General features: G+C 62.9%; 18 protein-coding genes. 7 read left to right on the forward strand and 11 right to left on the reverse strand.

The features are described 5' to 3' along the window. Nucleotides 1-164: 164 nt before the first annotated feature. Genes PGC08_RS06900 through PGC08_RS06910 form a run of 3 tightly spaced genes read left to right on the forward strand, consistent with a single transcriptional unit; the run spans nt 165 to nt 2,570 of the window. Nucleotides 165-368, forward strand: a complete 204-nt coding sequence (locus PGC08_RS06900; protein WP_009885278.1) for a hypothetical protein — start codon at nt 165-167, stop codon at nt 366-368. Further along, on the forward strand, nt 365-1,903 hold the full coding sequence (locus PGC08_RS06905) for a sodium/proline symporter (RefSeq protein WP_009885277.1): 1,539 nt from the start codon (nt 365-367) through the stop codon (nt 1,901-1,903). Before PGC08_RS06900 ends, PGC08_RS06905 begins: the two co-directional genes overlap by 4 nt. Further along, the gene (locus tag PGC08_RS06910) at nt 1,896-2,570 is read left to right on the forward strand and encodes a hypothetical protein (RefSeq protein WP_009885276.1); all 675 of its coding nucleotides are present in this window, start codon (nt 1,896-1,898) and stop codon (nt 2,568-2,570) included. Before PGC08_RS06905 ends, PGC08_RS06910 begins: the two co-directional genes overlap by 8 nt. 56 nt (nt 2,571-2,626) lie before the next feature. Here the strand turns inward: PGC08_RS06910 and PGC08_RS06915 are convergent, their stop codons facing one another. After that, nucleotides 2,627-3,037 (reverse strand): VOC family protein, encoded by a 411-nt coding sequence (locus PGC08_RS06915; protein WP_101556698.1) that lies wholly within the window; start codon nt 3,035-3,037, stop codon nt 2,627-2,629. A gap of 18 nt (nt 3,038-3,055) precedes the next feature. Here PGC08_RS06915 and PGC08_RS06920 point away from each other — a divergent pair, with 18 nt between their 5' ends. Further along, nucleotides 3,056-3,979, forward strand: coding sequence for a helix-turn-helix domain-containing protein (locus PGC08_RS06920; RefSeq protein ID WP_069599834.1), 924 nt, complete (start codon nt 3,056-3,058; stop codon nt 3,977-3,979). 52 nt (nt 3,980-4,031) lie between these two features. On the opposite strand, the gene nhaC is transcribed toward PGC08_RS06920, so the two are convergent. The 8 genes from nhaC to PGC08_RS06960 all read right to left on the reverse strand — a co-directional run bounded on the left by nhaC (nt 4,032) and on the right by PGC08_RS06960 (nt 13,562). Next, complete coding sequence (nhaC, locus tag PGC08_RS06925; RefSeq protein ID WP_096158508.1) at nt 4,032-5,474, reverse strand: Na+/H+ antiporter NhaC; 1,443 nt, start codon at nt 5,472-5,474, stop codon at nt 4,032-4,034. Continuing rightward, nucleotides 5,471-6,613, reverse strand: a complete 1,143-nt coding sequence (gene iadA, locus PGC08_RS06930) for a beta-aspartyl-peptidase (RefSeq protein WP_271709814.1) — start codon at nt 6,611-6,613, stop codon at nt 5,471-5,473. Before iadA ends, nhaC begins: the two co-directional genes overlap by 4 nt. A 35-nt stretch (nt 6,614-6,648) precedes the next feature. Beyond that, nucleotides 6,649-7,467 (reverse strand): ABC transporter ATP-binding protein, encoded by an 819-nt coding sequence (locus tag PGC08_RS06935; protein ID WP_096158510.1) that lies wholly within the window; start codon nt 7,465-7,467, stop codon nt 6,649-6,651. Next, entirely contained in the window at nt 7,467-8,258 is a 792-nt protein-coding gene (locus tag PGC08_RS06940) for an ABC transporter ATP-binding protein (protein ID WP_096158511.1), read from the reverse strand. Before PGC08_RS06940 ends, PGC08_RS06935 begins: the two co-directional genes overlap by 1 nt. Next, the gene (locus PGC08_RS06945) at nt 8,255-9,196 is read right to left on the reverse strand and encodes an ABC transporter permease (protein ID WP_096158512.1); all 942 of its coding nucleotides are present in this window, start codon (nt 9,194-9,196) and stop codon (nt 8,255-8,257) included. Before PGC08_RS06945 ends, PGC08_RS06940 begins: the two co-directional genes overlap by 4 nt. Next, nucleotides 9,193-10,293 carry an ABC transporter permease gene (locus PGC08_RS06950; protein ID WP_226829747.1) on the reverse strand — a complete coding sequence of 367 codons (1,101 nt, stop codon included), beginning with the start codon at nt 10,291-10,293 and terminating at the stop codon, nt 9,193-9,195. The genes PGC08_RS06945 and PGC08_RS06950 overlap by 4 nt, the downstream gene beginning before the upstream one ends. 2 nt (nt 10,294-10,295) lie before the next feature. Further along, the gene (locus tag PGC08_RS06955) at nt 10,296-11,861 is read right to left on the reverse strand and encodes an ABC transporter substrate-binding protein (RefSeq protein ID WP_096160500.1); all 1,566 of its coding nucleotides are present in this window, start codon (nt 11,859-11,861) and stop codon (nt 10,296-10,298) included. A 171-nt stretch (nt 11,862-12,032) separates the two neighbouring features. Next, nucleotides 12,033-13,562, reverse strand: a complete 1,530-nt coding sequence (locus PGC08_RS06960; RefSeq protein WP_271709815.1) for a malate:quinone oxidoreductase — start codon at nt 13,560-13,562, stop codon at nt 12,033-12,035. Between the two features lie 64 nt (nt 13,563-13,626). Between PGC08_RS06960 and PGC08_RS06965 the strand changes: the two genes are divergently transcribed. From PGC08_RS06965 to PGC08_RS06975, 3 genes are all read left to right on the forward strand, one after another. Next, on the forward strand, nt 13,627-14,529 hold the full coding sequence (locus tag PGC08_RS06965) for a LysR family transcriptional regulator (RefSeq protein ID WP_096161614.1): 903 nt from the start codon (nt 13,627-13,629) through the stop codon (nt 14,527-14,529). Between the two features lie 95 nt (nt 14,530-14,624). Continuing rightward, nucleotides 14,625-15,758, forward strand: a complete 1,134-nt coding sequence (locus tag PGC08_RS06970) for a metallophosphoesterase family protein (RefSeq protein ID WP_096161615.1) — start codon at nt 14,625-14,627, stop codon at nt 15,756-15,758. Continuing rightward, nucleotides 15,755-18,367 (forward strand): AAA family ATPase, encoded by a 2,613-nt coding sequence (locus PGC08_RS06975; RefSeq protein ID WP_271709816.1) that lies wholly within the window; start codon nt 15,755-15,757, stop codon nt 18,365-18,367. The genes PGC08_RS06970 and PGC08_RS06975 overlap by 4 nt, the downstream gene beginning before the upstream one ends. A gap of 25 nt (nt 18,368-18,392) precedes the next feature. Here PGC08_RS06975 and PGC08_RS06980 read toward each other — a convergent pair whose 3' ends face one another. Together PGC08_RS06980 and PGC08_RS06985 are read right to left on the reverse strand one after the other, a co-directional pair. After that, on the reverse strand, nt 18,393-20,123 hold the full coding sequence (locus PGC08_RS06980; RefSeq protein WP_271709817.1) for a class I adenylate-forming enzyme family protein: 1,731 nt from the start codon (nt 20,121-20,123) through the stop codon (nt 18,393-18,395). Between the two features lie 52 nt (nt 20,124-20,175). Further along, a complete protein-coding gene (locus PGC08_RS06985; protein WP_271709818.1) occupies nt 20,176-21,327 on the reverse strand; it encodes an acyl-CoA dehydrogenase family protein in 1,152 nt (383 codons plus the stop codon). Nucleotides 21,328-21,336 lie beyond the last annotated feature (9 nt).

Here is a 21,336-nt window from a genome sequence, read left to right on the forward strand (position 1 = left end):
GGACCGCTGGGCCGAGAAGCTTGAGAACTATCTGACAAAACGTTGTATTCTCACCTCAACATGGTGGTGAGCGCCGTGGAAGCCCAGGTCGCCCCGCGCAGCCTGTGGCTCGGCACGGTTCCGACACCGCCAACCCTGTTCAGCGACACAACGAGGTGGTCTCAATGTTCGGTCTCCCGGCGGCAACCGTCGCCATCATCTTCGGCATCCCCGCAATATGGGTGATCTACACGCTCGTCTTCGTCTACCTCTCCCGTGGCTGGAAGGCCGAGGACGTCGCCGAGGACAAGCTCACAGCGGGCGGATCCGGTCCAACCACCTCGGCGCCGGGCCACCGCTCCGAGCCTGAGAACGGGGGAATGGCATGAACCTCGAAACCTGGTTCCTCGTCATCTACTTCATCGCCATGGCCGGCATCGGCGTGTGGACGCTCAAGATCGGCAACAAGGACAGCGAAGGCTACCTTCTGGGCGGGCGCAGCCTCGGTCCGGCAGTGACCGCACTGCGTCTGCAGTCCTCATCGATGTCGGGCTACATGTTCCTCGGCGCCGGCTCCCTGGCCTACACCAAGGGCTACTTCTCACTCTGGTACGCGATGGGTGACATCGGCGGCGGCGTACTCAACCTGTCGATCCTGGGCAGGCGAATGCGCAAGCTCTCCCAGATCCTGGGGTCGCTGACCTCGATCGAATACCTCGAGCACCGGTACCCATCGCCGTGGATCCGCGCGATTGCCGCTCCGGTCGCCGTGTTCTGCATCTTCTTCTACGTCATGAGCCAGTTCATCGCCGGCGGTCGCGGCCTGGAGATGGTCACCGGCATCCCGTACGCGTGGGCGCTGCTCATCGCCGTCGGAGTCATCGTCTTCTACACGTTCCTCGGCGGCTACCTGGCCGTGGCCTACACCGACTTCGTCCAAGCGATCATCATGCTCATCGGCATGGTCTGGATCCTCATCGGCACGATGCAGGCAGTGGGCGGATGGACCGCCGGAAACAATGCCGTCGGCGAGATCAACCCGAACCTGCTGACCATGTGGGGACCCGACGGCTTCGGCTCCGTACAGTGGGGCGTCATCATCGGTGCAGTCCTCGTCTTCTCCATCGGCTACATGGGCTGGCCGCACGTCAACGTCAGTCACATGGCCATGAAACGGCCCTCGGTCGCGCGCACAGCGAGCATGTACGCCACCGGCTTCAACCTGCTCTTCATTCCCGCGCCCTACATCGTGGGCATCATGGCGCTCATCCTCCTGCCCAACCTCGACAACCCGGAGCTCGCGGTCTTCCAGGTCGCGGACACCGTGCTGCCAAACTTCGCCGTGGGCATCGTCATGGCAGGCATCATGGCGGCCATCATGTCCACCGCGGACGCGCTGCTGCTGCAGTCGGGCACGATCGCCAGCCAGGACCTGTTCCAGCGCTTCATCAAGAAGGACATGTCCGACAGCCAGTCGGTGTGGGTCTCACGCTTCACCGTCCTCATCCTCGCCATCATCGGCTACATCGTGGCCGTCAACGATCCACCGGCCGTCGCCGAGGTGGTCATCTTCTCCACTACCGTGCTCGGTGCCGCATTCGTCCCCGTCTACGTCGCCGCAGCCTGGTGGAAGAAGGCCAACGTTCCCGGGGCCATCTCCTCAATGGTCTTGGGCACCGTGTCCTCGGTCGTCTGGCAGCTGACCGGACTCGTCGACGTCACCGGCGTCGACCCGATGGGCATCGGCATCGTCTGCTCGACCCTGGCACTCATCCTCGTGTCCCTGGCCACGCAGAAGTCCCACCCGGTGCCGGCACATGTTGTCGCGGCGTTGAAGGAGACCGACAAGATCGGTGCTATCCCGGCTCACATGCTCACCGGGCAGAACGATGCGCTGGCAGCACAGGTGCCCAAGGATGCGTGAACAGCCGGGACCCGGTGCTGATCGGAGAGAGGAACCGTCCGATCAGACTACCGGGGCTGCTCAGCCGGCAGGCGTCACTGAGCCTGCACTGCGTCTGACTCCGCACATCACCGACGCCGAGGCGCTCGCCGTGTTCGCGCGCAAGCTCCCCGGCGCTCAGGCCGAGGTCCGACAAGTCATTCATCCTTTCTGGTGGACGGTGCTCAGCGCCCGCACTCGAGGTATCTTCGGCCGCTCCCGGAAGAAGTCGTTGAGCAGTGGTGCTGCGGGTGCCGGTGCGGGTTCGGGGCCTGGGGTCGGGCAGCGGATGAACGTCCTCGTCAACGCGTATTCGGGCAAGGGCTTCATCGCCGACTTCGAACCAATCGGCACGCCTGTCGACGCTGCCGTGTGGGACGCTGCACTCGAAGCATCGGACCAGGCTGGTCCGAGACCGAGTCTCTTCGAGGTCTCGCGAACGGCCCGTTCACTGGTGCGGACCAAGGTGCTCAAGACGGTGAAGCTGGGCATGGGAATCACCCTCGATGAGGCGGCGCCACCTCGGGGGATCCTCAAGCCGAATTGGATAGTGACCGGAGCCAATGAGAAGTTCGCGGCGACGATCCTTGTCGACGGACTCGATTCCTCCCATTACATCGTGAGGGTGGAGAAGCTCGAACAGGACTGACAGGCGTCCCCGCGGGGACGCCTCGATGGAACAGTGACCGTGGCGGTACGGATGCGTCAGCCCCAGTTCTTCGCGTCGGTGAGGCAGAACGGGTGGCCGGCGGGATCGAGGAGGACGACCCAGGTGTCTCCGGGCTGCGGATCGGCGCGGGTGGCTCCGAGTTCGATGCAGCTGGCGGCCGCGGCCTCGATGTCATCGGCAGCGAGGTCGAAGTGGAACTGCTTGTGCCCGTCGTCGGGCCAGTCCGGGCGCTTGTGGTCCGGGATCGTCCCGATGCCCAGGGCATTGCTGGGGCCGGTGAGCATTGCGTATTTTTCATCGGAATACGCCACAGGCCAACCCAGCACGGCCGAATAGAAGTCGCCGAGTGCCGCAGCGTCGGGGGCGTCGAGGGTGACCATCGCGAGCTTCGCGACAGGGGTGCTCGCAGTGGTGGAATCGGTGGTTTTCATCTCTGTGTCAGTCATGTCTGCCATTCTGGTTCCATGGACGACGTCGTCGATAGGAAAAACCCGCCACACAGCAAGCAAGCCTCGCCTCCCGACCACTTCTACGGGCGGGTGCTCAAACCCGCTCAGATGATCGAGCACGCTCATTATTCGGCCGTCACCGAGGTGGCCGCTGAGTTGCGCCCGTGGGTGAAACGGTATTGGGCGGTGAATTGGGATCTGTCGGACGGAGAGCGTTATCAGACGGCGACGGTTTCGGAGCCGACGATCAATCTCACCGTCGAATACGGTGACATCCATCGGGCAAATACGAGCGGTCCAGGTATCTGGCTGACTGGTCCGGTGACTGGGCAGCGGTTCGATGTCGGGCTCTTCGGTCGCGGTGGTGTCGTCGGAGTCAACTTCCACCTCGGCGGGACTGTGGCCTTCGCGAACGAAGCGCCCGCGACGATTCGGGATACGACGGTGCCTGCGCGGAGCTGGTTCCCGGGCATCGATGAGGCCCTGGCTGTCATGGATGAGCAAACAGTCGGCGAAGGCCTCGGCGTCGCAGATGGCCTGGCTGCAGCTGTCGGGGTCATCGAGGGTTGGCTGTTGTCATTCCGCCCGCAGATGACGAAGGGCTATGCCAGGTTTCGCCAGATCCTCGGTCTGCTCGATGATCCGACGATCATCAGCCTCGGCGAGTTGGCGGTTCGCACCGACACCAGCGAACGGTCGCTGCAGCGGCTGTTTCAGGAGCACTGTGGCGTCGGGGTCAAGCAGATCCTGGTCCGCGCCCGGATCAGGGACGCCATCGCCGCACTCGACCGGGGGTGGGATGGAGCATTCGGCGATCTGGCCGCGGAACTCGGGTGGTTCGACCAGTCTCACTTCACCGCGGACTTCCATCGGGTCACCGGATACACGCCGAGCGAATATCTCAGCGCTAAAGAGAGGAGCGGACAGTCACAGCAGTGAATCAGGGTGGTGCGGAAAGAGCCGTGCCAGGCGCAGTCGGGACCATCCCAGGTCAGCGGCGTTTGGCGATGCCGATTCCGGTGTATCCGAGAATGATCGCGAAGGCGAAGCCGACGTAGCAGAACACTGCCCACGGGGCGTAGTCGAGGACGGAGACGCCGAGCACTCCGGCCATGTAGACGCCTGCCGAGGACCAAGGAATGAGCGGAACGACGACCGTGCCGGAATCCTCCAGCGTCCGGGAGAGGTTCTTCGCGTCAAGGCCCCGGTCGGCGTAGGCCTTCTTGAACAGTTCGCCTGGGACGATGATCGAAAGGTAGGAATTGCCGGTCACGACGGCCATCGTGAGGCATGAGACCACCGTGGAGAGGACGAGGTCACCTGTGCGCTTCACGAACTTCAGCAGAGACCGGATGATGGTCTCGAGAGCACCGGACTTGGACATGATGCCGGCGAAGGCGAAGGCACTGAAAGCGATGAGGATGACACCGGTCATCGACGCCATCCCGCCCTGTGACACCAACTCGACGACCTGAGGATCCAGATTCTTCAGAGTCGAGGACCCGACCTCGAGCATGTCCGGGGTGAACCCGTCGACGGTGGACGCGAAGATCGATTCGAGGTTGACCTTCTGGAAGATCGCGGCGAGGATGCCGGCGACCAGTGATGAACCGATGATCGTCGGAAGCGTGGGCAGTTTGAGAACCGCTCCGCCGAGGACGATGAGCATCGGCAGGAGCAGGAGGACGTTGAAGGAGAAGAGACTGTCCAAGGTTCCTGTTACGGCAGTGATCTGGTCCGAATCGGTCCCACCGGACTGTTGGTTGATGCCGACGAATAGATACAGTGCCAGTGCCACGACCGTGGCCGGGATCGTGGTGTAGAGCATGTGCCGAATGTGTTCCCACAAGGTCGTGCCGGCAGCGATCGGAGCCAGGTTCGTCGTATCCGACAGCGGTGAGAGTTTGTCACCGAAGTACGCACCGGCGACGATGGCCCCGGCTGTGGCCGCCAGCGGTGCGTCCAAGCCCGCGGCGATTCCCATGAGGGCGACTCCCACCGTTCCGGCCGAACCCCAAGAGGTGCCGGTGATGACCGAGACGATCGCGGAGATGACGAAGGCGATGAGAACGATGAACTGAGCGCTGATGAGTCCCAGCCCGTAGTAGATCATCATCGGAATAGTTCCCGCGATCATCCACGTGCCGATGAGGATCCCGATGGAGATGAGCACGAGCAGAGCCGGCATCGCAGCGTCGAGCTTCTCCCTGATGCCAAGCAGCATCTCCTCCCAGCTCAGCCCCATCCGCAGCGCCACCAGACCGGCGATGATCGCGGAGAGGATCAGCAGCGGTTCGGGTGCGAGCCCGAGAACGCCGTAGCCCACCGCCAGTAATACGAGCATCGCGGCCAGGGGCACCAACGACCAGCCCAAGGATGGGCGTTTCTCCTCGACATCGTCGGAAAGAGTCGTCGTGTCGTGCTCGTGGCTCATTCGAAAGTTCCTTGGATCTGTGGTGTGCCGTCGCGGACGACCTCTCGTCCCAGGGCAAAAGCGAGCTGAATGGTGTGACTGTCATCGGTGAGGAGGATGTCGGCATCGGTTCCGGGGCGCAAGCGTCCCTTGTTCTCGAGGCCAAGGGCGTCTGCCGTATTGGAGGTGACGAGAGAGACGGCTGCAGACAGCTCGACACCAGGCATATCGGCACAGGCCCACACTTGGTCATACAGGGTCGTCTGCTTGGCAACGTCCATGCCGATGAGTCGTCCATCGGAGTCGAAGTCCGGCAGGCTGCCGTTGGCATCGGAAGAGAGGGTGAGACGGCTGAGATCCCCGCCGAGGTCGATGTAGCGTCTCAACGATTTCGTCGTTGTCGACGAGGCCGTCATATCGACTGTGGCACCCTTGGCCGCCAGGTCCACCGCGTCGGCCAGAAGCTCGGGGGACCGGGTGATGTGGGTTGCGTAGATGGCCTGCGGTGCGATCGGATACTCGTCGAGGAGCCGATGCAGCGGGGCCAGGCGGGTCTTGTACGGTCCGACGTGGAAGTGGGTGACGCCGGCCTTGCCGGAAAGCAGCCCACCGACATGAGACTGGCTGACGAGTTCGGCCAGAGCCTCGACGGTGGGTTGGAATGAACGCCGATCCGAGATCGCGACCTCTCCGACGCCGATGACCTTGTCGATGAGAACGACATCATCGACGACGGAACCGGTCAGGGTTCGCGCCGGGACCTGGTAGCTGCCCGTGTAGATGAAGGTGGTGATGCCTTCGGTCTCGAGGGCTCGGGCCTTGGCGAGGAGATCGGCGTGGCTGCGGGTGACCCCGTCGGTGCCCATGCAGCCGATGACGGTGGTGACTCCGGCGCTCACGATGTCGCTGACCACGATCTCGGGGGTGCGGTTGGCATATCCGCCTTCGCCCCCGCCGCCGGCGATGTGGACGTGTGGGTCGATGAAGCCTGGTGTGGCAGTGAGTCCCTGCACATCGATGACGGTCGCGTTGGGCAACGCACTGACAGCCTCGGCGGGCACGTCACCGATGAAGGTGATCTGCTGTCCCTCGATGAGGATGTCCTGCTTCCCGAGCCGTTCCGGGGCGTAGATCTCGGCCCCACGCAGCAATGTCACCATATGTCGTCGTCTCCTTGGGGCTTTCCGTGCAGCGGTTATCCGGGGATGATTCCCTTGCCGTCGACCTTCGGGATGGCCGTAAGCAGCTTCTTCGTATAGGGATGCTGCGGGTCATTCCAGATCTGTTCCGTCGAACCGACCTCGACAATCTTACCTGCCTCCATCACGGCCACACGGTCCGCGATATCACGGACAACGGAGAGATCGTGGCTGATGAAGATCATCGATGCTCCGGAGTCGATGGCCAGGTCCCTCATCATCCGCGCGATCCTGGCTTGGAGGAACGCATCCAGGGAGGCGATCGGCTCATCACCGACGAGCACCTTCGGTCCGGCGGCGAGCGCACGGGCGATGGCGATGCGCTGCCGTTGCCCACCGGAGAACGAGTGGGAGTACCTCTGCGCAGCATCGACGGGCAGATCGACTGCTTCCAGGAGAGATTCCACGGTCCAGTTGTGTTCCGGGTCGAGGGCGAGTGCGTCGGTGAGCTGATCCCTGATGCGTCTGCGCGGGTTCAATGATGCGTAGGGGTTCTGGAAGACCATTTGGACTCCCAGCAGATTTTTGGGCCGACGGCCAAGTCCTAGGGGTTTCACCGGGTGGGAGTCGAAGGTGATGGTGCCGCCGGCAGTCTTTTCGAGTCCGCAGATGAGCTTGGCCAGCGTGGACTTCCCACAGCCGGATTCGCCTACGAGGCCCAACACCTCCGAATGCCCCAGCTGCAATGACACGTCGCTGACGGCTCGGAACCGTCCGCCGCCGTTGAGTTTGTACTCGCAGGAGACGTGGTCGAGTTCGAGCAGTGGTGCTTTGATTGACTGAGGTGTTTCCTCGGTCGTTGTTGTGGTTGTCATCAGCGTGAGACCTCCGCTCCGGGCAATGATTCGATGAGCGATCTGGTGTACTCATGCTGCGGTGCGGTGATCACCGGTTCCCGATCTCCGGTTTCGACGACGAGCCCGTTCTTCATCACGACGATGGTGTCGGCCACCGAGGACAGGACACCGAAGTCGTGGGTGACGAGGAGGACAGCCAGATTGAGGTCATCGCAGAGTTCGCGCAGCAGGCGCAGAATCCCGGCCTGCACGGTCACATCGAGTGCTGTGGTGGGTTCATCGGCGATGAGCACGTTCGGGTCGCAGATGATCGCCGAGGCGAAGGCGATGCGCTGCAGCTGCCCGCCGGAGAACTGGTGCGGGTACTTCCCGATCGCCTCATCCGGGTGGGGGACATGAGTGCGTTCGAGGATGTGGACGGCGCGTTCGAGGGCTTCCTTCTTCGAAGCCTTCTTGTGATGCCGGTAGTGATCGGTCATCTGATCGCCGATGGTGAGCATGGGATGGAATGCCGAGGCCGGATCCTGGAACACCATCGACAGCTGCACGCCGCGCAGACGGTTGTGGACCTTGGGCGGCATCCCCACCAACTCGGTGCCGTCGAAGTCGATGCTGCCGCTCAGCTGGGCACCAGCGGGGGAGAGACCCATGATCGCCAGACCTGTCTGAGTCTTGCCCGAACCGGAGGCACCGGCGACACCGGTGATCTTGCCCGCCTCCAGATCGAACGAGACATCGCGCAGGATGTGCTTCTCCACCTTGCCCGTCGTCACCGACAGGTTGAGGTCTTTGATGCTGATCATGCTCATGAGGTGGTTTCTCCCACTTCCTGTGCGGTATGCGGGTCAAGGGAGTCGCGCAGACTGTCTCCGATGAAGTTGAAGGCCATGACGATCGTAAGAATGCACAAGCCGGGGAAGAACGCGATCCACCAAGCGGCGAACTGCGAGACTCCCTCGCTGATCATGGCGCCCCAGTCCGGTGTCGGTGGAACCACGCCCAGGGACAGGAATGAGAGTCCGGCCATCGTGAGGATCGCCGAGCCCACATCCAGGGTGGCAAGCACGACAACCGGGGAGAGCACATTCGGTGAGATCTCTCGGACCAGTGACTTCCCGGCGCTGAAGCCCAGCAGCCTGCCGGCGACGACGTATTCGCTGTTGCGCGCCGACATCACCAACGACCTGGTGACACGAGCGTAGGAGGGCCAGGAGACGAGGAGGATCGCGATGATGGCGTTCTTCAGACCCGGTCCCAGAGCCGCGGCGATGACCATGGCGAGGATGATGGTCGGGAAAGCGAAGACAAGGTCGGCGATGCGCATGATGATCTCGTCGACGGCGCGACCGAAGTAACCGGCGATCGCACCGAGGACGGATCCGAGCACCGCCGAGCAGATGACGACGAAGACGGCGGCCGGCAAGGTGGTGCGTGCGGCGACGACGAGTCGCGAGAGAACATCACGGCCCAAGGTGTCGGTGCCCAGGAGGTTCTCGCCTCCGGGAGCACTGAGGCGAGGAAAATCCTGGGCCAGCGGATTGAACGGTGCCAGGAGCGGTGCGAACAGCGCCACGATGAGCCAGATGGCCAGAATGATGCCTCCGATGAAACCCAGCGGAGTCCGCAGTGCCTTGGGAAAACGCACCTGCCACCGTTTGACACCGCGGTCGACAGGATTGCGATCTGCCACCTCGGCGGTGGTGGAATCGGTGTTCGTCGGTGGCTGTTTGGGGGTCCCGATGCTCATCGCACCCTCACTCTCGGATCCACGAAGCCGTAGATCAGGTCGACGATGAAATTGACGATGATGTAGACGATGCCGATGACGAGACCCACGCCCATGATGACGGGCAGGTCGAGTGTCGTTGCACCGCGGAAGGCGTATTGGCCAAGACCGTTCCAGGCGAAGACGGTCTCTGTCAGAACTGCGCCGGACAGGAGCGAGCCGAAGGCCAGGCCGACGACCGTGATGATGGGAACGAGAGCACCGCGGAAGATGTATTTGAAGACGACCGTGCGAGCCGGCAGTCCCTTTGCTCTGGCAGCGGTGACGTAGTCGAGGCGGATGATGTCGAGGACGCTGGAGCGGCTGAACCGGGTGAGCAGGCCGATCGTGAACAGGGCCAGCACACACGAGGGCAGAATCAGATGCCCGAAGGCGTTGACGAACGTCGACATCTGACCGGCCAGAAGCGAGTCGACGGTGTAGAGGCCGGTGACCCTCGGCGGTGGGGTGATCCACGGGTCCAGGCGCCCGGCGCCGGGAACGACGCGGAGTTTGAAGAAGAACACGTAGTAGCCGACCGCGGCGATCCAGAAGGTGGGAGCCGAGATGCCGATGAGGCTCAGGGCGCGGATGGCGTGATCGAGAATCGTGTTCTGCTTGAGCGCACTGGCCAGACCGAGGAGTAGGCCGATGATGACCGAGATCAGGATGGCTCCGATACCCAGCTCGATCGAGGCAGGGAAGACCTGCCCGATCGACTGGAGGACTGGTGTTCGGGTCTGGTTGGAAACACCCATATCGCCCTGGAGCAGGTTGCTCAGATACGTGAAGTACTGGACGATGAGCGGCTGGTCGAGACCGAGGCGCTCGCGGGTGGCGGCGACGATCTCCGGATCCGCGGCCGCCCGGTCGCCGAGGATGGCGGCGACCGGGTCGGTGGGGACCAGGTTGGTCATCAGGAACGTCACAACCGTGACACCCCAGATGAGGATGAGGCTGATCCCGATCCGGATGAGGATGTAGCGCAGCAGTGGAGGCAGCAGCGGTGGTTTGATGCGCTGTGCTTCGTCGCTGCTCGGTGGGTGGGCGGTGGAGCTATCGGTGTTTGAGACCGACATCCTCACTCAGCTTTCGCGAAGTCGAATGTGATGTCGGCATTGGACACGTACTTGTTGATGCCCGATCCCACTGCCACGGTGTTGACCGGCTGGACGAGAGGAATCCAAACGGCGGTGTCCGTGGTTGCCTTGTAGAGCTTGGCGTAGGCGGCGTCACGGTCGCCGTCCTTGGCCTTCTCCGCTTCGGCCGCGAGCTTCTCCAGCTTCGGATCGGACTTCCAGTTGACGCGGTCGGCGACGCTGCCGCCGGGGATGAAGACGTTGTAGTTCGTAGGATCCGGGTAGTCAGCACCCCAGGTGCCGATGCCCATGGGCTGCTTGGCCGAGCGGAATCCGTCCAGCTGAGTCGAACTCGGTGCCGGTTTCAGTGCGAGATTGATGCCGGCCTCCTTCAGCTGAGCCTGCAGGGTTTCGGCCAGCTGAGCCAGATCAACTCCGTTGACTGCCTGGTCACTCGAGTAGTGGAAGGGAATCTTCTCACCGTCGTAGCCGGCCTTCTTCAGCAGCTTCTTCGTCTTGGCCAGGTCCTGCTCCGGGGCCTGATCCTTCGGCACGGCGCCGACGAACTCGTTGGGGACGAGGCTGCCCATGCGCTGCGATCCCTCACCGGCGAGGTCGGTGAGCTTGTCGTAGTCGATGGCAGACATGACGGCCTTGCGGAAGTTCGGATCGGCGGCGGGTCCGCCGAGCTTCTCGTCGGTGTTGTTGAAGATGTAGAGGCTGCGCGTCGAGGGCAGGCTCGCGATCTCACCCATGGAGTCATCGATCTGCTTCGCCTGCTCGGAGTTGAGGTCGTAGGCGACCTGAGCCTGGCCGGACTGGATGTCGGTCAGCTGGGTCTCGGCGGAGACGTTGCGCAGAACGACTCGTTTGTACTTCGGTTCCGGGCCGTTGTAGTGCTCGTTCGCCGTCAGCACCACCTGGCTGTCGGCATCGTACTTCTCGACCTTGTACGGACCCGAGCCCTGTGAGTTCTCGTTGAGGAAGGCCTCGGCGCCGTCCTTCTCGTCGGTGGTGCCTTCGTTCTCCTTCACGACCTTCGAGTTCACGATTCCGATCGAGGCGTTGGGAAGAATGTAGGGGAGTGCGGGATTGGGCTTCTTGCTGGTGAGCTCAACGGTCTCGTCGTCGACCTTCTTGATGGAGACTCCGTCGAGGAAGAACGAAGGATTGCCCTTGATGCCCTTGAGCCGTTCAAAGGAGAAGACGACGTCATCCATGGTGACAGGGTCGCCGTTGGAGAACTTCGCGTCCTTCTCCTTGAGCTTCAGTGTCATCTTCTTGTTGTCATCGGACATCTCGAAGGAGCACAGGCCATCGGTCGGCTTGGTCAGGTCGCCGTCCTTGAATTCCAGGGCCGTCTGATAGATCGCGGTGTCGATCGTCGACCCGGTGAACTCGAACTGTCGGTGGGGATCGATCGTCTTGAGGTTGAACGCGGTCTCGGCCACGATCGTGTCGCCGGCGTCACCTCCGCCCTGGTCTCCTCCGCTGCAAGCAGCCAGACCGAAGGTGAGAGCAAGAGCTGAACCGATTGCGAGCGCTCGGCGGGGGAGACGGACCTTCATGTGAGCTTCCTTACGTTAGGTGTTGTAGCTCACACTAAATCCCAATCGGCCCCCGTTCAATCAGCCATGCCACAACGCTGAGTGTTTTCTGCTGTGGCATTCTGCCAATGTCTCACCAGGTGGGAGGCCTGATCTTCGTGTTGTGGTGTCTGGCCTCGCCGAGGTGGCCGTTCAGTTACGCACGGATGTGCCCAGGCCCAGTGCGAGGTCGGAAGCGGCGGAACTGGCCGCAACCGCCTCGGCGTCCCAGTCCGTCCTGTCGATGTCAGGGATCGCCTGGCTCATGACGTCCTTCCAGCCGCGATGCCACTGGGCGGGGAAGGCTGAGCGCAACAGGTCGAGCATGATCGGCACTGCCGTCGATGCCCCGGGTGAGGCTCCGAGCAGTCCGGCGATGGAGCCGTCGGCGCCGACGACGAGCTCGGTGCCCTGCTGCAGGACCCCGATTTTCTTCGGGTCCGGTTTCACCAGCTGTGCACGCTGCCCGGCCGGCACCAGTGTCCACTCGTTGAACCTGGCCTTCGGGTAGAAGCGGGCCAGCTGTGCGAACTTCTTCTTCGGGCTGGCCGCGAGTTCCTTGATGAGGAACTTCACGAGATCGAGGTTCTGCAGGCCTGCGGCGGCGATGACATGGAGGTTGTCTGCTCGCAGGGTGGTGAAGAAGTCACTGAGGTGACCGTTCTTGAGCAGCTTGGTGCTGAACGTCGCGTAGGGGCCGAACAGCAGGTGCTCCTCTTCGTCGATGATGCGTTTGTCCAGGTGGGGCACCGACATCGGGGGAGCGCCGACGGCGGCCTGACCGTAGACCTTGGCATTGTGGCGGTCGACGGCTGACGGAGTGGCGCTGCGGTAGAAGGAGGCTCCCACGGGCAGGACAGCGTAGCCTCTGACCTCGGGGATTCCGCTCTTCTGCAGGAGCTTGAGGGCAAATCCGCCGGCGCCGACGAACACGTGTTTCGCGTTGATCACGAAATCTCCGGTTGGCATCGAGGAGGTGCGAGTGGCCGCTGTCGGGTTCGCGGTCTTCCCGCTGACGGCCCAGCCGTTCTTCGTTGCGCGCAGTCCGGTGACCTCGTGATTGGTGAGGATCTCATTGGCGGCCTGTTCGGTCACGACGTGCAGGAGCCCTCGGGTCAGGGCGCCGAAGTCGACATCGGTCCCGCGCTGATTGCTGGCCGCTGCGATCGGTTCACCATCATCCGTGCGGCCTTCCATCGTCAGAGGCGCCCACTGCGCGATCTCACTGCGACTGGTGGTGAAGTCCGTGTCGGCAAAAAGCGGATCGGCGCGCAGGGTCTCCACGCGCTGGCGCAGGTAGTCCACGTCGGACTCGCCGAAGACGAGGTTCATGTGGATTGTGGAGTGGATGAATTCGGCGGGGTCGAGGCGCCCGGTCTGAGCCAGGTGCGCCCACCACCGGCGGCTGAGGTGGAACTGCGAAGCGATCGAGGCGGCCTTCGTTCCGTTGCCGGGGTCCGGCATGTAGTTGAGTTCGCAGAAACCGGAATGCCCGGTGCCCGCGTTGTTCCAGGCCTCGCTGCTCTCTTCGGCGGTGTCGCCTGCCTTTTCGAGGACGACGATGCGCATATCGGGGGAGAGTTCGGCGAGCATCGACCCCAGGGTCGCTGACATGATGCCTCCTCCGATGAGGACGACATCGGCGTCGGGCAGCTGCTGTGGTGTGGCGGGGCTTCGCTTCATAGCTTCACCATGAGCCTTGAGGAATCATCCGTCCAATGAAGAAAAACATCGATACAATCCGATTATGGATGAAATGCTGTCTGGTCAGTTCCCACAGCTGGCGGCACTGCTCGAACTCGTCGACCAGGACGGGCATATGACCGACGCGGCGGCGGTCCTCGGTATCCCGCAGTCGACGATGAGCCGACGCATCCACGGACTCGAGGACCACCTCGGCGTGCCCCTCATCGTTCCCGATGGCCGGGCGATCAGCCTGACTGCGGCGGCACGCGAGCTCGCCGACTCGATCAGGGGACCGTTGCATGAGATCGGGACGGCCATAACCGACCTCGCCGAGGCGGCCGATCCCGACCATGGCACGATCCGGTTCGGTTTTCCGCTGACGATGGGGGCCGGCCGGATTCCCGATCTGCTCGCCGCCTTCAGTTCGCGGCATCCGGGCATCAGGCTCGATCTCAAGCAGGCACATGGTGCTGAGCTCGTCCGTGATCTGCAGAAGGGGGCCCTTGACCTGGCGATCATCATCCCGGCCCCGGTCGAACTGCCGCATGAGGTTCTGGCCTCCCAGGAGATCGTGGCCGCAGTGCCGGCCGATCATCGTCTTGCCGGTAGGCGAAGCGTCACCGTGGCCCAGTTGGCGGATGAGGAATTCATCGCCAATCCCGCGGCCTACAATCTGCGCAGCCTTACCGACGAGTGGTGCGCGAAGGCCGGATTCGTCCCGCGGGTCAAGACCGAGGTCACCGAGTTCTCCACGATCCGCGAATTCGTCAGTCGGGGGATGGGAGTGGCGCTGATTCCGCGCGATGTGCGGTTCATGGAAGGCATCGCCGAGGTTGAGCTGCGTGGCGGTGACTATGTTCGCGAGGTCTCACTGTGCTCGGCGGTGCGCCAGCCCAGTCGCGTCGTCGCCCGCCTGCGCGACTTCATCCACGAGCGCGCCAGGGAGTGGGAGGCGACTCCGTAGCCTCGGCCGGCATGAGCCGCATCACATTCCATGTCAGTGCCCCGCCATAGGGTGGGTGTGCATACATAGGATGGGGGAGAGCCAAGGAGGAACCCATGAGATTCGTCGCCACAGGAGACTGGCAGTTGGGCATGACGGCGCACTATCTCAGTGCCGAAGCCCGTCCGCGGTTTCATCGTGCCCGCCTCGACGCCGTCAAGCGCTTAGGGGAGATCTCGGCCGAACAGTCCTGCGAATTCGTCATCGTCTGCGGTGATGTGTTCGAGTCCAACCAACTCGACCGCGCCATCATCTCCCGCACCTTCGAAGTTCTCAGTGCCTTCACCGTTCCCGTGGTTCTGCTGCCGGGCAACCACGACCCTCTTGATGCCGCTTCCATATACGACTCTCCGGCCTTCACTTCGCGTCAGCCCGATCACGTCCACGTGCTGCGCGACAGCGAACCGTTCGAGGTCCTTCCAGGCGTCGAGATCGTCGGCGCCCCGTGGTTTTCGAAACGTCCCCAAGGTGACCTGGTCGCCCAGGCAACACAGAACCTCGCCGAGGTGGCCCCGGGTACGGTCCGCATCATCGCCGGTCACGGTGCCGTGAGCACCCTGGATCCGGATCGGGAATCTCTGGCTACGATCGACACGGACAACCTCAGGTCCGTGCTGCGAGAAGACCGAGCCCAGTTCGTCACGCTCGGTGACCGGCACGCGACCTATTCCGTCACTGAGCGAATCTGGTATCCCGGCGCACCGGAAGTAACGTCCCGGCGTGAGAACGACCCCGGCAACGTTCTGCTCGTCGATATCGACCCGCAGACTCATGCGAGCTCGGTGGAGAAGGTACACATCGGACGCTGGTCCTACCTCGTCGTCGACGAGGACGTGAACTCCGATGAGGACGTCACCCACCTTGAGCAGCGCCTGAATGACATTCCTGACAAGGACAGCACCGCAGTGTGGCTCATCCTCAAGGGCACCCTGTCCACCGCGGCGAAGTCGCGACTCGACGAGGTCCTCGACCACGCCCAAGACCTGTTCGCCCTTGTCTCCTTGTGGGAACGACACACGGATATTGCCGTGGTCGCCGCGGATGAAGACTTCGCCGGCCTCGGCTTGAGCGGATACCTGCAGGAAACGCTCGACGAACTGGCGGAATCCGCGACAGGTGAGGACACAACTGCCGAAGCGGCACAGGACGCGTTGGGGCTGCTGTACCGATTTGCGAGGAGCGGATCATGAAATTCCATTCCATCCACCTGCGCAACTACCGCGGCATCGAGGACTCCCGCGTCGAATTCGGTGATGGCGTCACCGTAGTCGAAGGGCCCAACGAAGTCGGCAAATCCTCAATCCATGAGGCCATCACCCATCTGCGCGAAGACAAAGCGAGCTCACGCAAGGCCAGTGTCAAAGAGACCCAACCCGTCGGGGTCGATGCCGGACCCGAGGTGGAACTGCATCTGAGCACCGGGGACTACGAGCTCAAGTACCGAAAGCGGTGGATCAAACAGCCCTTCACCGAACTCAGCGTCATCAGGCCCAGGCCCGAACAGCTGAGCAGCGATGATGCTCATGATCGGTTCCTGGCGATCCTCGCCGAGACCGTCGACGTCGATCTCCTCGACGCTCTCGACGTGGCACAGGGAGAGAGCCTGGCGCAGGCGCCGCTGGCGCAGATCAAGGCACTGCACAGTGCGCTCAACGAATCAGGCGTCGAAGTCGCTGACCATGACGACTTCCTTGACCGGATCGAGGTCGAATACGCGAAGTACTTCACCAAGTCCGGCAAAGAGACCGGAGACTATAAGGCCGCAAATGCCGAAGTCCCGAGTGCCGAAGCCGCCTTTGAGGAACTGCGTGAACGCAGCCGCGGGATGGACGAGCTCGTCGACAACCACGCCCGAGCCGCCGCACGTCTCGAATCGGTCCGTGACCAACTGACACAGGCCGTGACCGACCGTGACCAAGCTGAACAAGCGGCGAAGGCAGTGGCCGAACTCAAAGCAGTGCTCGACCAGGCACTGGAACAGGCGAAGTCTGCGCAACGTGATGAGCAGATCGCCCGGGAAGCTCTGGACCGACGCACACAGCTCATCGAGGATGTTGCCACCGCCGAGGAGACAGTGACCGCTGCGCGAACCTCGTTCACTGAGCTTGAGACGACGCAGAGTGACAAGGACTCAGACTTCGATCGCGCACAGAAGACCCTCGAAGAGAAGCAGAACGCACTCGACGAGGCACGCGCCCTGGCGAAGACTGCAGCCAAAGACGTGACCAAGTCACGTGCCCGCACCGAACTCACCGAACTCACCCGTCGACTCGACACCATTCGTGACCATGATGAGAAGAGGAGCCGGGCACAGGCGACGATCGCATCGATTGCGGTCACCGCCAAGAACGTTGAGGCGCTGATCTCACTTGAGACAGAGGTCAGGATTGCGGAGAACGCAAAGACCTCCGCCGCGGCACAGATCGTCGCGAAGCAACTCGGCTCGCAGTCCATAGACGTCGATGGGACCGTGCTGGGCGATGGCGCGACCGGAGAATTCGCCGCGGTCAAAGATGTGCGAATCACGATCGACGGCATTGCCGACATCACCGTGCGCCCAGGGGCATCACCTGTCGAGCTGGACAAAGCGCTGACCTCGGCGAGGCAGGCCTTCGACGCTGAGCTGCACCGTCTCGACGTCGACTCCGTGGCTCAGGCACGCCAGAGTGCACATGTGCGTGCGGACGCCGAGGCCGTCAAGGCAGAGGCCGATTCGACTCTCACAGTGCTCCTCGGAGACGACAAGCGAGACACGCTTGAAGCCGCACTGGCCAGGGCACAGCAGATCGTTGAGGCCGACGGAACCGACCCAGACAGCCGCGCAGACGAGAGCAATCTCAACGACCTCGAAGCAGCTGTCACCGAGGCCGAGAAGAGCGCCGAGGTCGCACAGTCTGAGGTGGATACCGCACGTACCGAGCTCGAACGCACTCGCACGAGTCGAGATGACGCACGAGTGGAAACGGTTCGAGCACAGACCAGCTTGAAAGAGGCCGAGGCTCAGCATCAGCGCCTGACGAACACCCTGTCCGAGGCACGAACAACGGCCACGGATTCTGATCTGGATGAAGCAGTGAAGACTGCCCAGTCACAAGCGGAGAGTGTAGGCACGCGAGTCGAAGAGGCACGAGTCGCCTACCAGGCTGCCGACCCCGAGACCTTGGAGATGCAGCTGCAGAACGTACGCCAGCTCGTCGACAGCAAGGAGACCCAGCGAGAAGAAGTTCGGCAGGAGGTCGACCGACTGTCGGCGCTCATCGACGACCGCGCCAGCGAGGGCATCTACGAAAAGCTCGCGGCCGCCGAAGAGGCAATGGAATCGGCACAGAAGAAGCAGGCGAGACTGAGCCGTCAGGCGGCGGCAATCAATCTGCTGCGCACCACCGTCCTCAAGCACAAGGAAGAATCCCAGCGGAAGTACGTGGCTCCCTTCAAAGAGCAGATCGAGCGCCTTGGCAGGCTGGTCTTCGGGCAGGGGCTGTCGGTTGAAGTTTCCGAAGACCTCGAAATCGTCTCACGGACTCTCAATGAGCGGACAGTTCCCTTCGAATCACTGTCGGGCGGGACGAAGGAGCAACTGGCGCTCATCGGCAGACTCGCAGTAGCGACGCTCGTCGACACCGACTCTGGGGCGCCGGTCGTCCTCGATGATGCCTTCGGCTTCGCCGATGCCGAGCGCCTCAATGCTCTCAACGTCATCCTCGGCACTGTCGGCCAGAGCGCTCAGGTCATCCTGCTCACCTGCCAGCCCGACCGCTTCGCCCGCCTCGGCGGCGCGAAGACGGTGAGCCTGACTTAATCACTCCCGCAGCAGAATTGCCGGATCAGTCGGCTGCGCTGGTCTTCGCCTCTTGTGCCGCAGCCACGGCATCGGCACGGATCGTGCGGCGCAGGACCTTGCCGGAGCTCGTCTTCGGCAGCTCGTCGATGATCGTCACCTGACGTGGTGCCTTGTACGAGGCCAGCTTCTCCCGACAGAAGGCGACGATCTCGTCTTCGCTGACCGTGTCCGCTTCAGGTCCCGGCTGCAGAGTGACGAACGCAGCGACGCTCTCGCCCCGGTAGTCGTCGGGAATGCCGACGACGGCGGCTTCCTGGATGGCCGGGTGCGTGTAGAGGACATCCTCGACCTCGCGGGGCCACACCTTGAAGCCCGACGCGTTGATCATGTCCTTCTTCCGATCGACGATGAATAGCCATCCTTCGTCGTTCATATAGCCGACGTCACCGGTGCGCAGCTCACCGTCGGGAATCTGCTCCGATGTGGCCTTGGTGTTGTTGATGTATTCGGAGACGACCTCCGGACCCGAGATAGCGACTTCGCCGATCTCATTGGGTCCCAGCGGCTCACCGAGGTCGTCGAGGATGCGGATCATCGTGTCCGGCTGCGGCAGACCGCAGGAGAGATTGCCGCTGTCGGGGTCGACCGGAGCCCTCATCCCCGGGGGCACGATCGCAGCCTGGGCGCAGGTCTCGGTCAGTCCGTAGCCCTGTCCGATGTAGATGCCGGCCTTCTCTTCGAACTTATTAACCAGGCCTTCGGGCAGTGGTGCGCCGCCCGACATCATCCGTTTGAACGGCGCAAAGTGCGCTGGGGTGACGGCCGGATGAGCAAGCATCGCGGTATAGACCGTGGCCGGTCCGGCCATGTATGTCGGCTGCTCCCTGAGGATCAGGTCGAGGAACGCTGTCGGTTCGAAGCGGTAGTTGAGGATCAGACGGGCACCGCCGGCGACGCCCGCGATGAACTGGCAGATGAAGCCGGTGATATGGAAGATCGGTGCCAGGGTGAGGAACCCGTCTCCGGCCTCGAAGGTCGGGGTCCGCAGGCAGTATCGGGAGTTGCTCGACACGGAGGCGTGAGTGCCAGAGGCACCTTTCGCGTTGCCCGACGTGCCCGAGGTGTAGACGACGATCGCCTCGTCCTCAGGCGCGGGAGCCGCCGGGGTGAAGTCCGCATCGAGGTGAGATTCGACGACAGCTTGGAAGTCGGGACGGTCGGGAACCTCACCCGCTCCCGGGTTCTGACCCGGGGTGCCGGGCAGAGCGTCGAACATCGCGAAGATCGAATCGGGGCCCTCGGTCTGGAAGCTGCGGTCATCGCTGAGCACAACGACCGGGATGTTCTCGGCGTACGGAGCCACCCGGTCCAGGAACGCCGCCTTTGAGACCATCAGCCCCTTCACCTCGGCGTCGGCGAAGATGTGTTCGAGCTCCCCGCGATACATCGGATTGAGCGGAACGACGGTGCCGCCCGCCTTCCAGATGCCGTACGTGGCGATCATGAACGCCGGGGTGTTCTGGTCGTAGATGCCGACCCGATCACCGGAGACGATGCCCTTCTCGGCCAGGTACGCGGCGAAGGCTGTGGTGTACCGGTCGAAGTCTGACCAGGTCAGCGTGAATCCGTAGTAGTTGAGTGCCTCCGCCTCGCCGTGGGCGGCAACTGTCGCCGCCAAGTCCGCAAGCGTTGTGGACGTGTCCAAGGTGCGGGGCTCGGTGATCAGGTCGCCCCAGGTGTTCAGCCACGGGCGGGTGTCGAACCAAGTGCTCATTGCTTCGCTTCCTTCTTCTTTGAATGGATGTCGAACAGGCTGTGGTGCCGGACTACTTGCGGTACTTCTTCATCTCGTTGCGAGCGATGGAGCGCTTATGCACCTCATCGGGGCCATCGGCCAATCGCAGGGTGCGCATGTGGGCCCACATGCTGGCCAGTGGGAAGTCCTCGGTGACACCGGCGCCGCCGTGGACCTGGATTGCGCGATCGATGATCTTCAGCGCCATCGCCGGAGCGACGACCTTGATCTCGGCGATCTCGTTCTTCGCGACCTTGTTGCCGTGCTTGTCCATCATGTCCGCCGCGTGCAGTGTCAGCAGACGGGCCTGATCGATCTCGATCCTGGCCTCAGCGATCCAGTCCTGGATGTTCGCCCGCGAGGACAGCTTCTCACCGAAGGTTACGCGCGACTCGGCGCGTTTGACCATGAGCTCCAGTGCCCGTTCGGCCGCACCGATCGCGCGCATGCAGTGATGGATGCGACCTGGACCGAGGCGGGCCTGGCTGATCGCGAAGCCCTCACCTTCGCCCTTGAGGATGTCCTTGGCCGGGACGTGGACGTTGTCGAAGGTGATCTCGGCGTGGCCCTCCCGATCGTGGTATCCGAAGACGGGCAGGTTGCGCACCACGGTCACACCGGGGGCATCGATGGGGACGACGAGCATCGACTGCTGACGGTGCACCTCGGCGTCGGGGGAGGTCTTGCCCATGACGATGAGGACACGGCAGTTGGGGTGCATGCCATTGGAGGCGAACCATTTGCGGCCGTTGAGGACGAATCCGGCATCCGTTGCCTCCATGCGCATCTCGACGTTGGTGGCATCGGAGCTGGCGACGGCGGGCTCGGTCATGGCGAACGCCGAGGCGATCGTCCCGTCGAGCAGCGGCTGGAGGTACTTCTCTTTATGCTCGTCGGTGCCGAATCGAGTGAAGACTTCCATATTGCCGGTATCCGGGGCATTGCAGTTGATGGCCTCCGGTGCGATCTCGATGCTGTGACCGGTGATTTCGGCCAGGGGAGCGTACTCGAGGTTCGTCAGCCCCGGCCCCCACTCGGGATCGGGGTGGAAGAGGTTCCACAGTCCCTGGCTCTTGGCCTCGGCTTTGAGGTCTTCGAGGATCTGCGGCTGAAAGTGCGGGCTGTCTGCCGCAGCCATCTGCTCGGCATAGACGGACTCCGCGGGGTAGACGAAGTCGTCCATGAACTTATT

The organism is Brevibacterium sp. BDJS002 (assembly GCF_028201555.1).
Classification (GTDB): domain Bacteria; phylum Actinomycetota; class Actinomycetes; order Actinomycetales; family Brevibacteriaceae; genus Brevibacterium; species Brevibacterium aurantiacum.

Excerpts from the sequence above, each read along its gene's own strand:
- PGC08_RS06950 (WP_226829747.1), bottom strand. The coding sequence starts at position 10,293 with ATGTCGGTCTCAAACACCGATAGCTCCACCGCCCACCCACCGAGCAGC.
- PGC08_RS06980 (WP_271709817.1), bottom strand. The coding sequence starts at position 20,123 with ATGAGCACTTGGTTCGACACCCGCCCGTGGCTGAACACCTGGGGCGAC.
- PGC08_RS06910 (WP_009885276.1), top strand. The coding sequence starts at position 1,896 with ATGCGTGAACAGCCGGGACCCGGTGCTGATCGGAGAGAGGAACCGTCC.
- PGC08_RS06975 (WP_271709816.1), top strand. The coding sequence starts at position 15,755 with ATGAAATTCCATTCCATCCACCTGCGCAACTACCGCGGCATCGAGGAC.
- PGC08_RS06920 (WP_069599834.1), top strand. The coding sequence starts at position 3,056 with ATGGACGACGTCGTCGATAGGAAAAACCCGCCACACAGCAAGCAAGCC.
- PGC08_RS06960 (WP_271709815.1), bottom strand. The coding sequence starts at position 13,562 with ATGAAGCGAAGCCCCGCCACACCACAGCAGCTGCCCGACGCCGATGTC.
- PGC08_RS06955 (WP_096160500.1), bottom strand. The coding sequence starts at position 11,861 with ATGAAGGTCCGTCTCCCCCGCCGAGCGCTCGCAATCGGTTCAGCTCTT.
- PGC08_RS06900 (WP_009885278.1), top strand. The coding sequence starts at position 165 with ATGTTCGGTCTCCCGGCGGCAACCGTCGCCATCATCTTCGGCATCCCC.
- PGC08_RS06985 (WP_271709818.1), bottom strand. The coding sequence starts at position 21,327 with ATGGACGACTTCGTCTACCCCGCGGAGTCCGTCTATGCCGAGCAGATG.
- nhaC (WP_096158508.1), bottom strand. The coding sequence starts at position 5,474 with ATGAGCCACGAGCACGACACGACGACTCTTTCCGACGATGTCGAGGAG.
- iadA (WP_271709814.1), bottom strand. The coding sequence starts at position 6,613 with ATGGTGACATTGCTGCGTGGGGCCGAGATCTACGCCCCGGAACGGCTC.
- PGC08_RS06970 (WP_096161615.1), top strand. The coding sequence starts at position 14,625 with ATGAGATTCGTCGCCACAGGAGACTGGCAGTTGGGCATGACGGCGCAC.
- PGC08_RS06935 (WP_096158510.1), bottom strand. The coding sequence starts at position 7,467 with ATGACAACCACAACAACGACCGAGGAAACACCTCAGTCAATCAAAGCA.
- PGC08_RS06940 (WP_096158511.1), bottom strand. The coding sequence starts at position 8,258 with ATGAGCATGATCAGCATCAAAGACCTCAACCTGTCGGTGACGACGGGC.
- PGC08_RS06905 (WP_009885277.1), top strand. The coding sequence starts at position 365 with ATGAACCTCGAAACCTGGTTCCTCGTCATCTACTTCATCGCCATGGCC.
- PGC08_RS06965 (WP_096161614.1), top strand. The coding sequence starts at position 13,627 with ATGGATGAAATGCTGTCTGGTCAGTTCCCACAGCTGGCGGCACTGCTC.
- PGC08_RS06915 (WP_101556698.1), bottom strand. The coding sequence starts at position 3,037 with ATGACTGACACAGAGATGAAAACCACCGATTCCACCACTGCGAGCACC.
- PGC08_RS06945 (WP_096158512.1), bottom strand. The coding sequence starts at position 9,196 with ATGAGCATCGGGACCCCCAAACAGCCACCGACGAACACCGATTCCACC.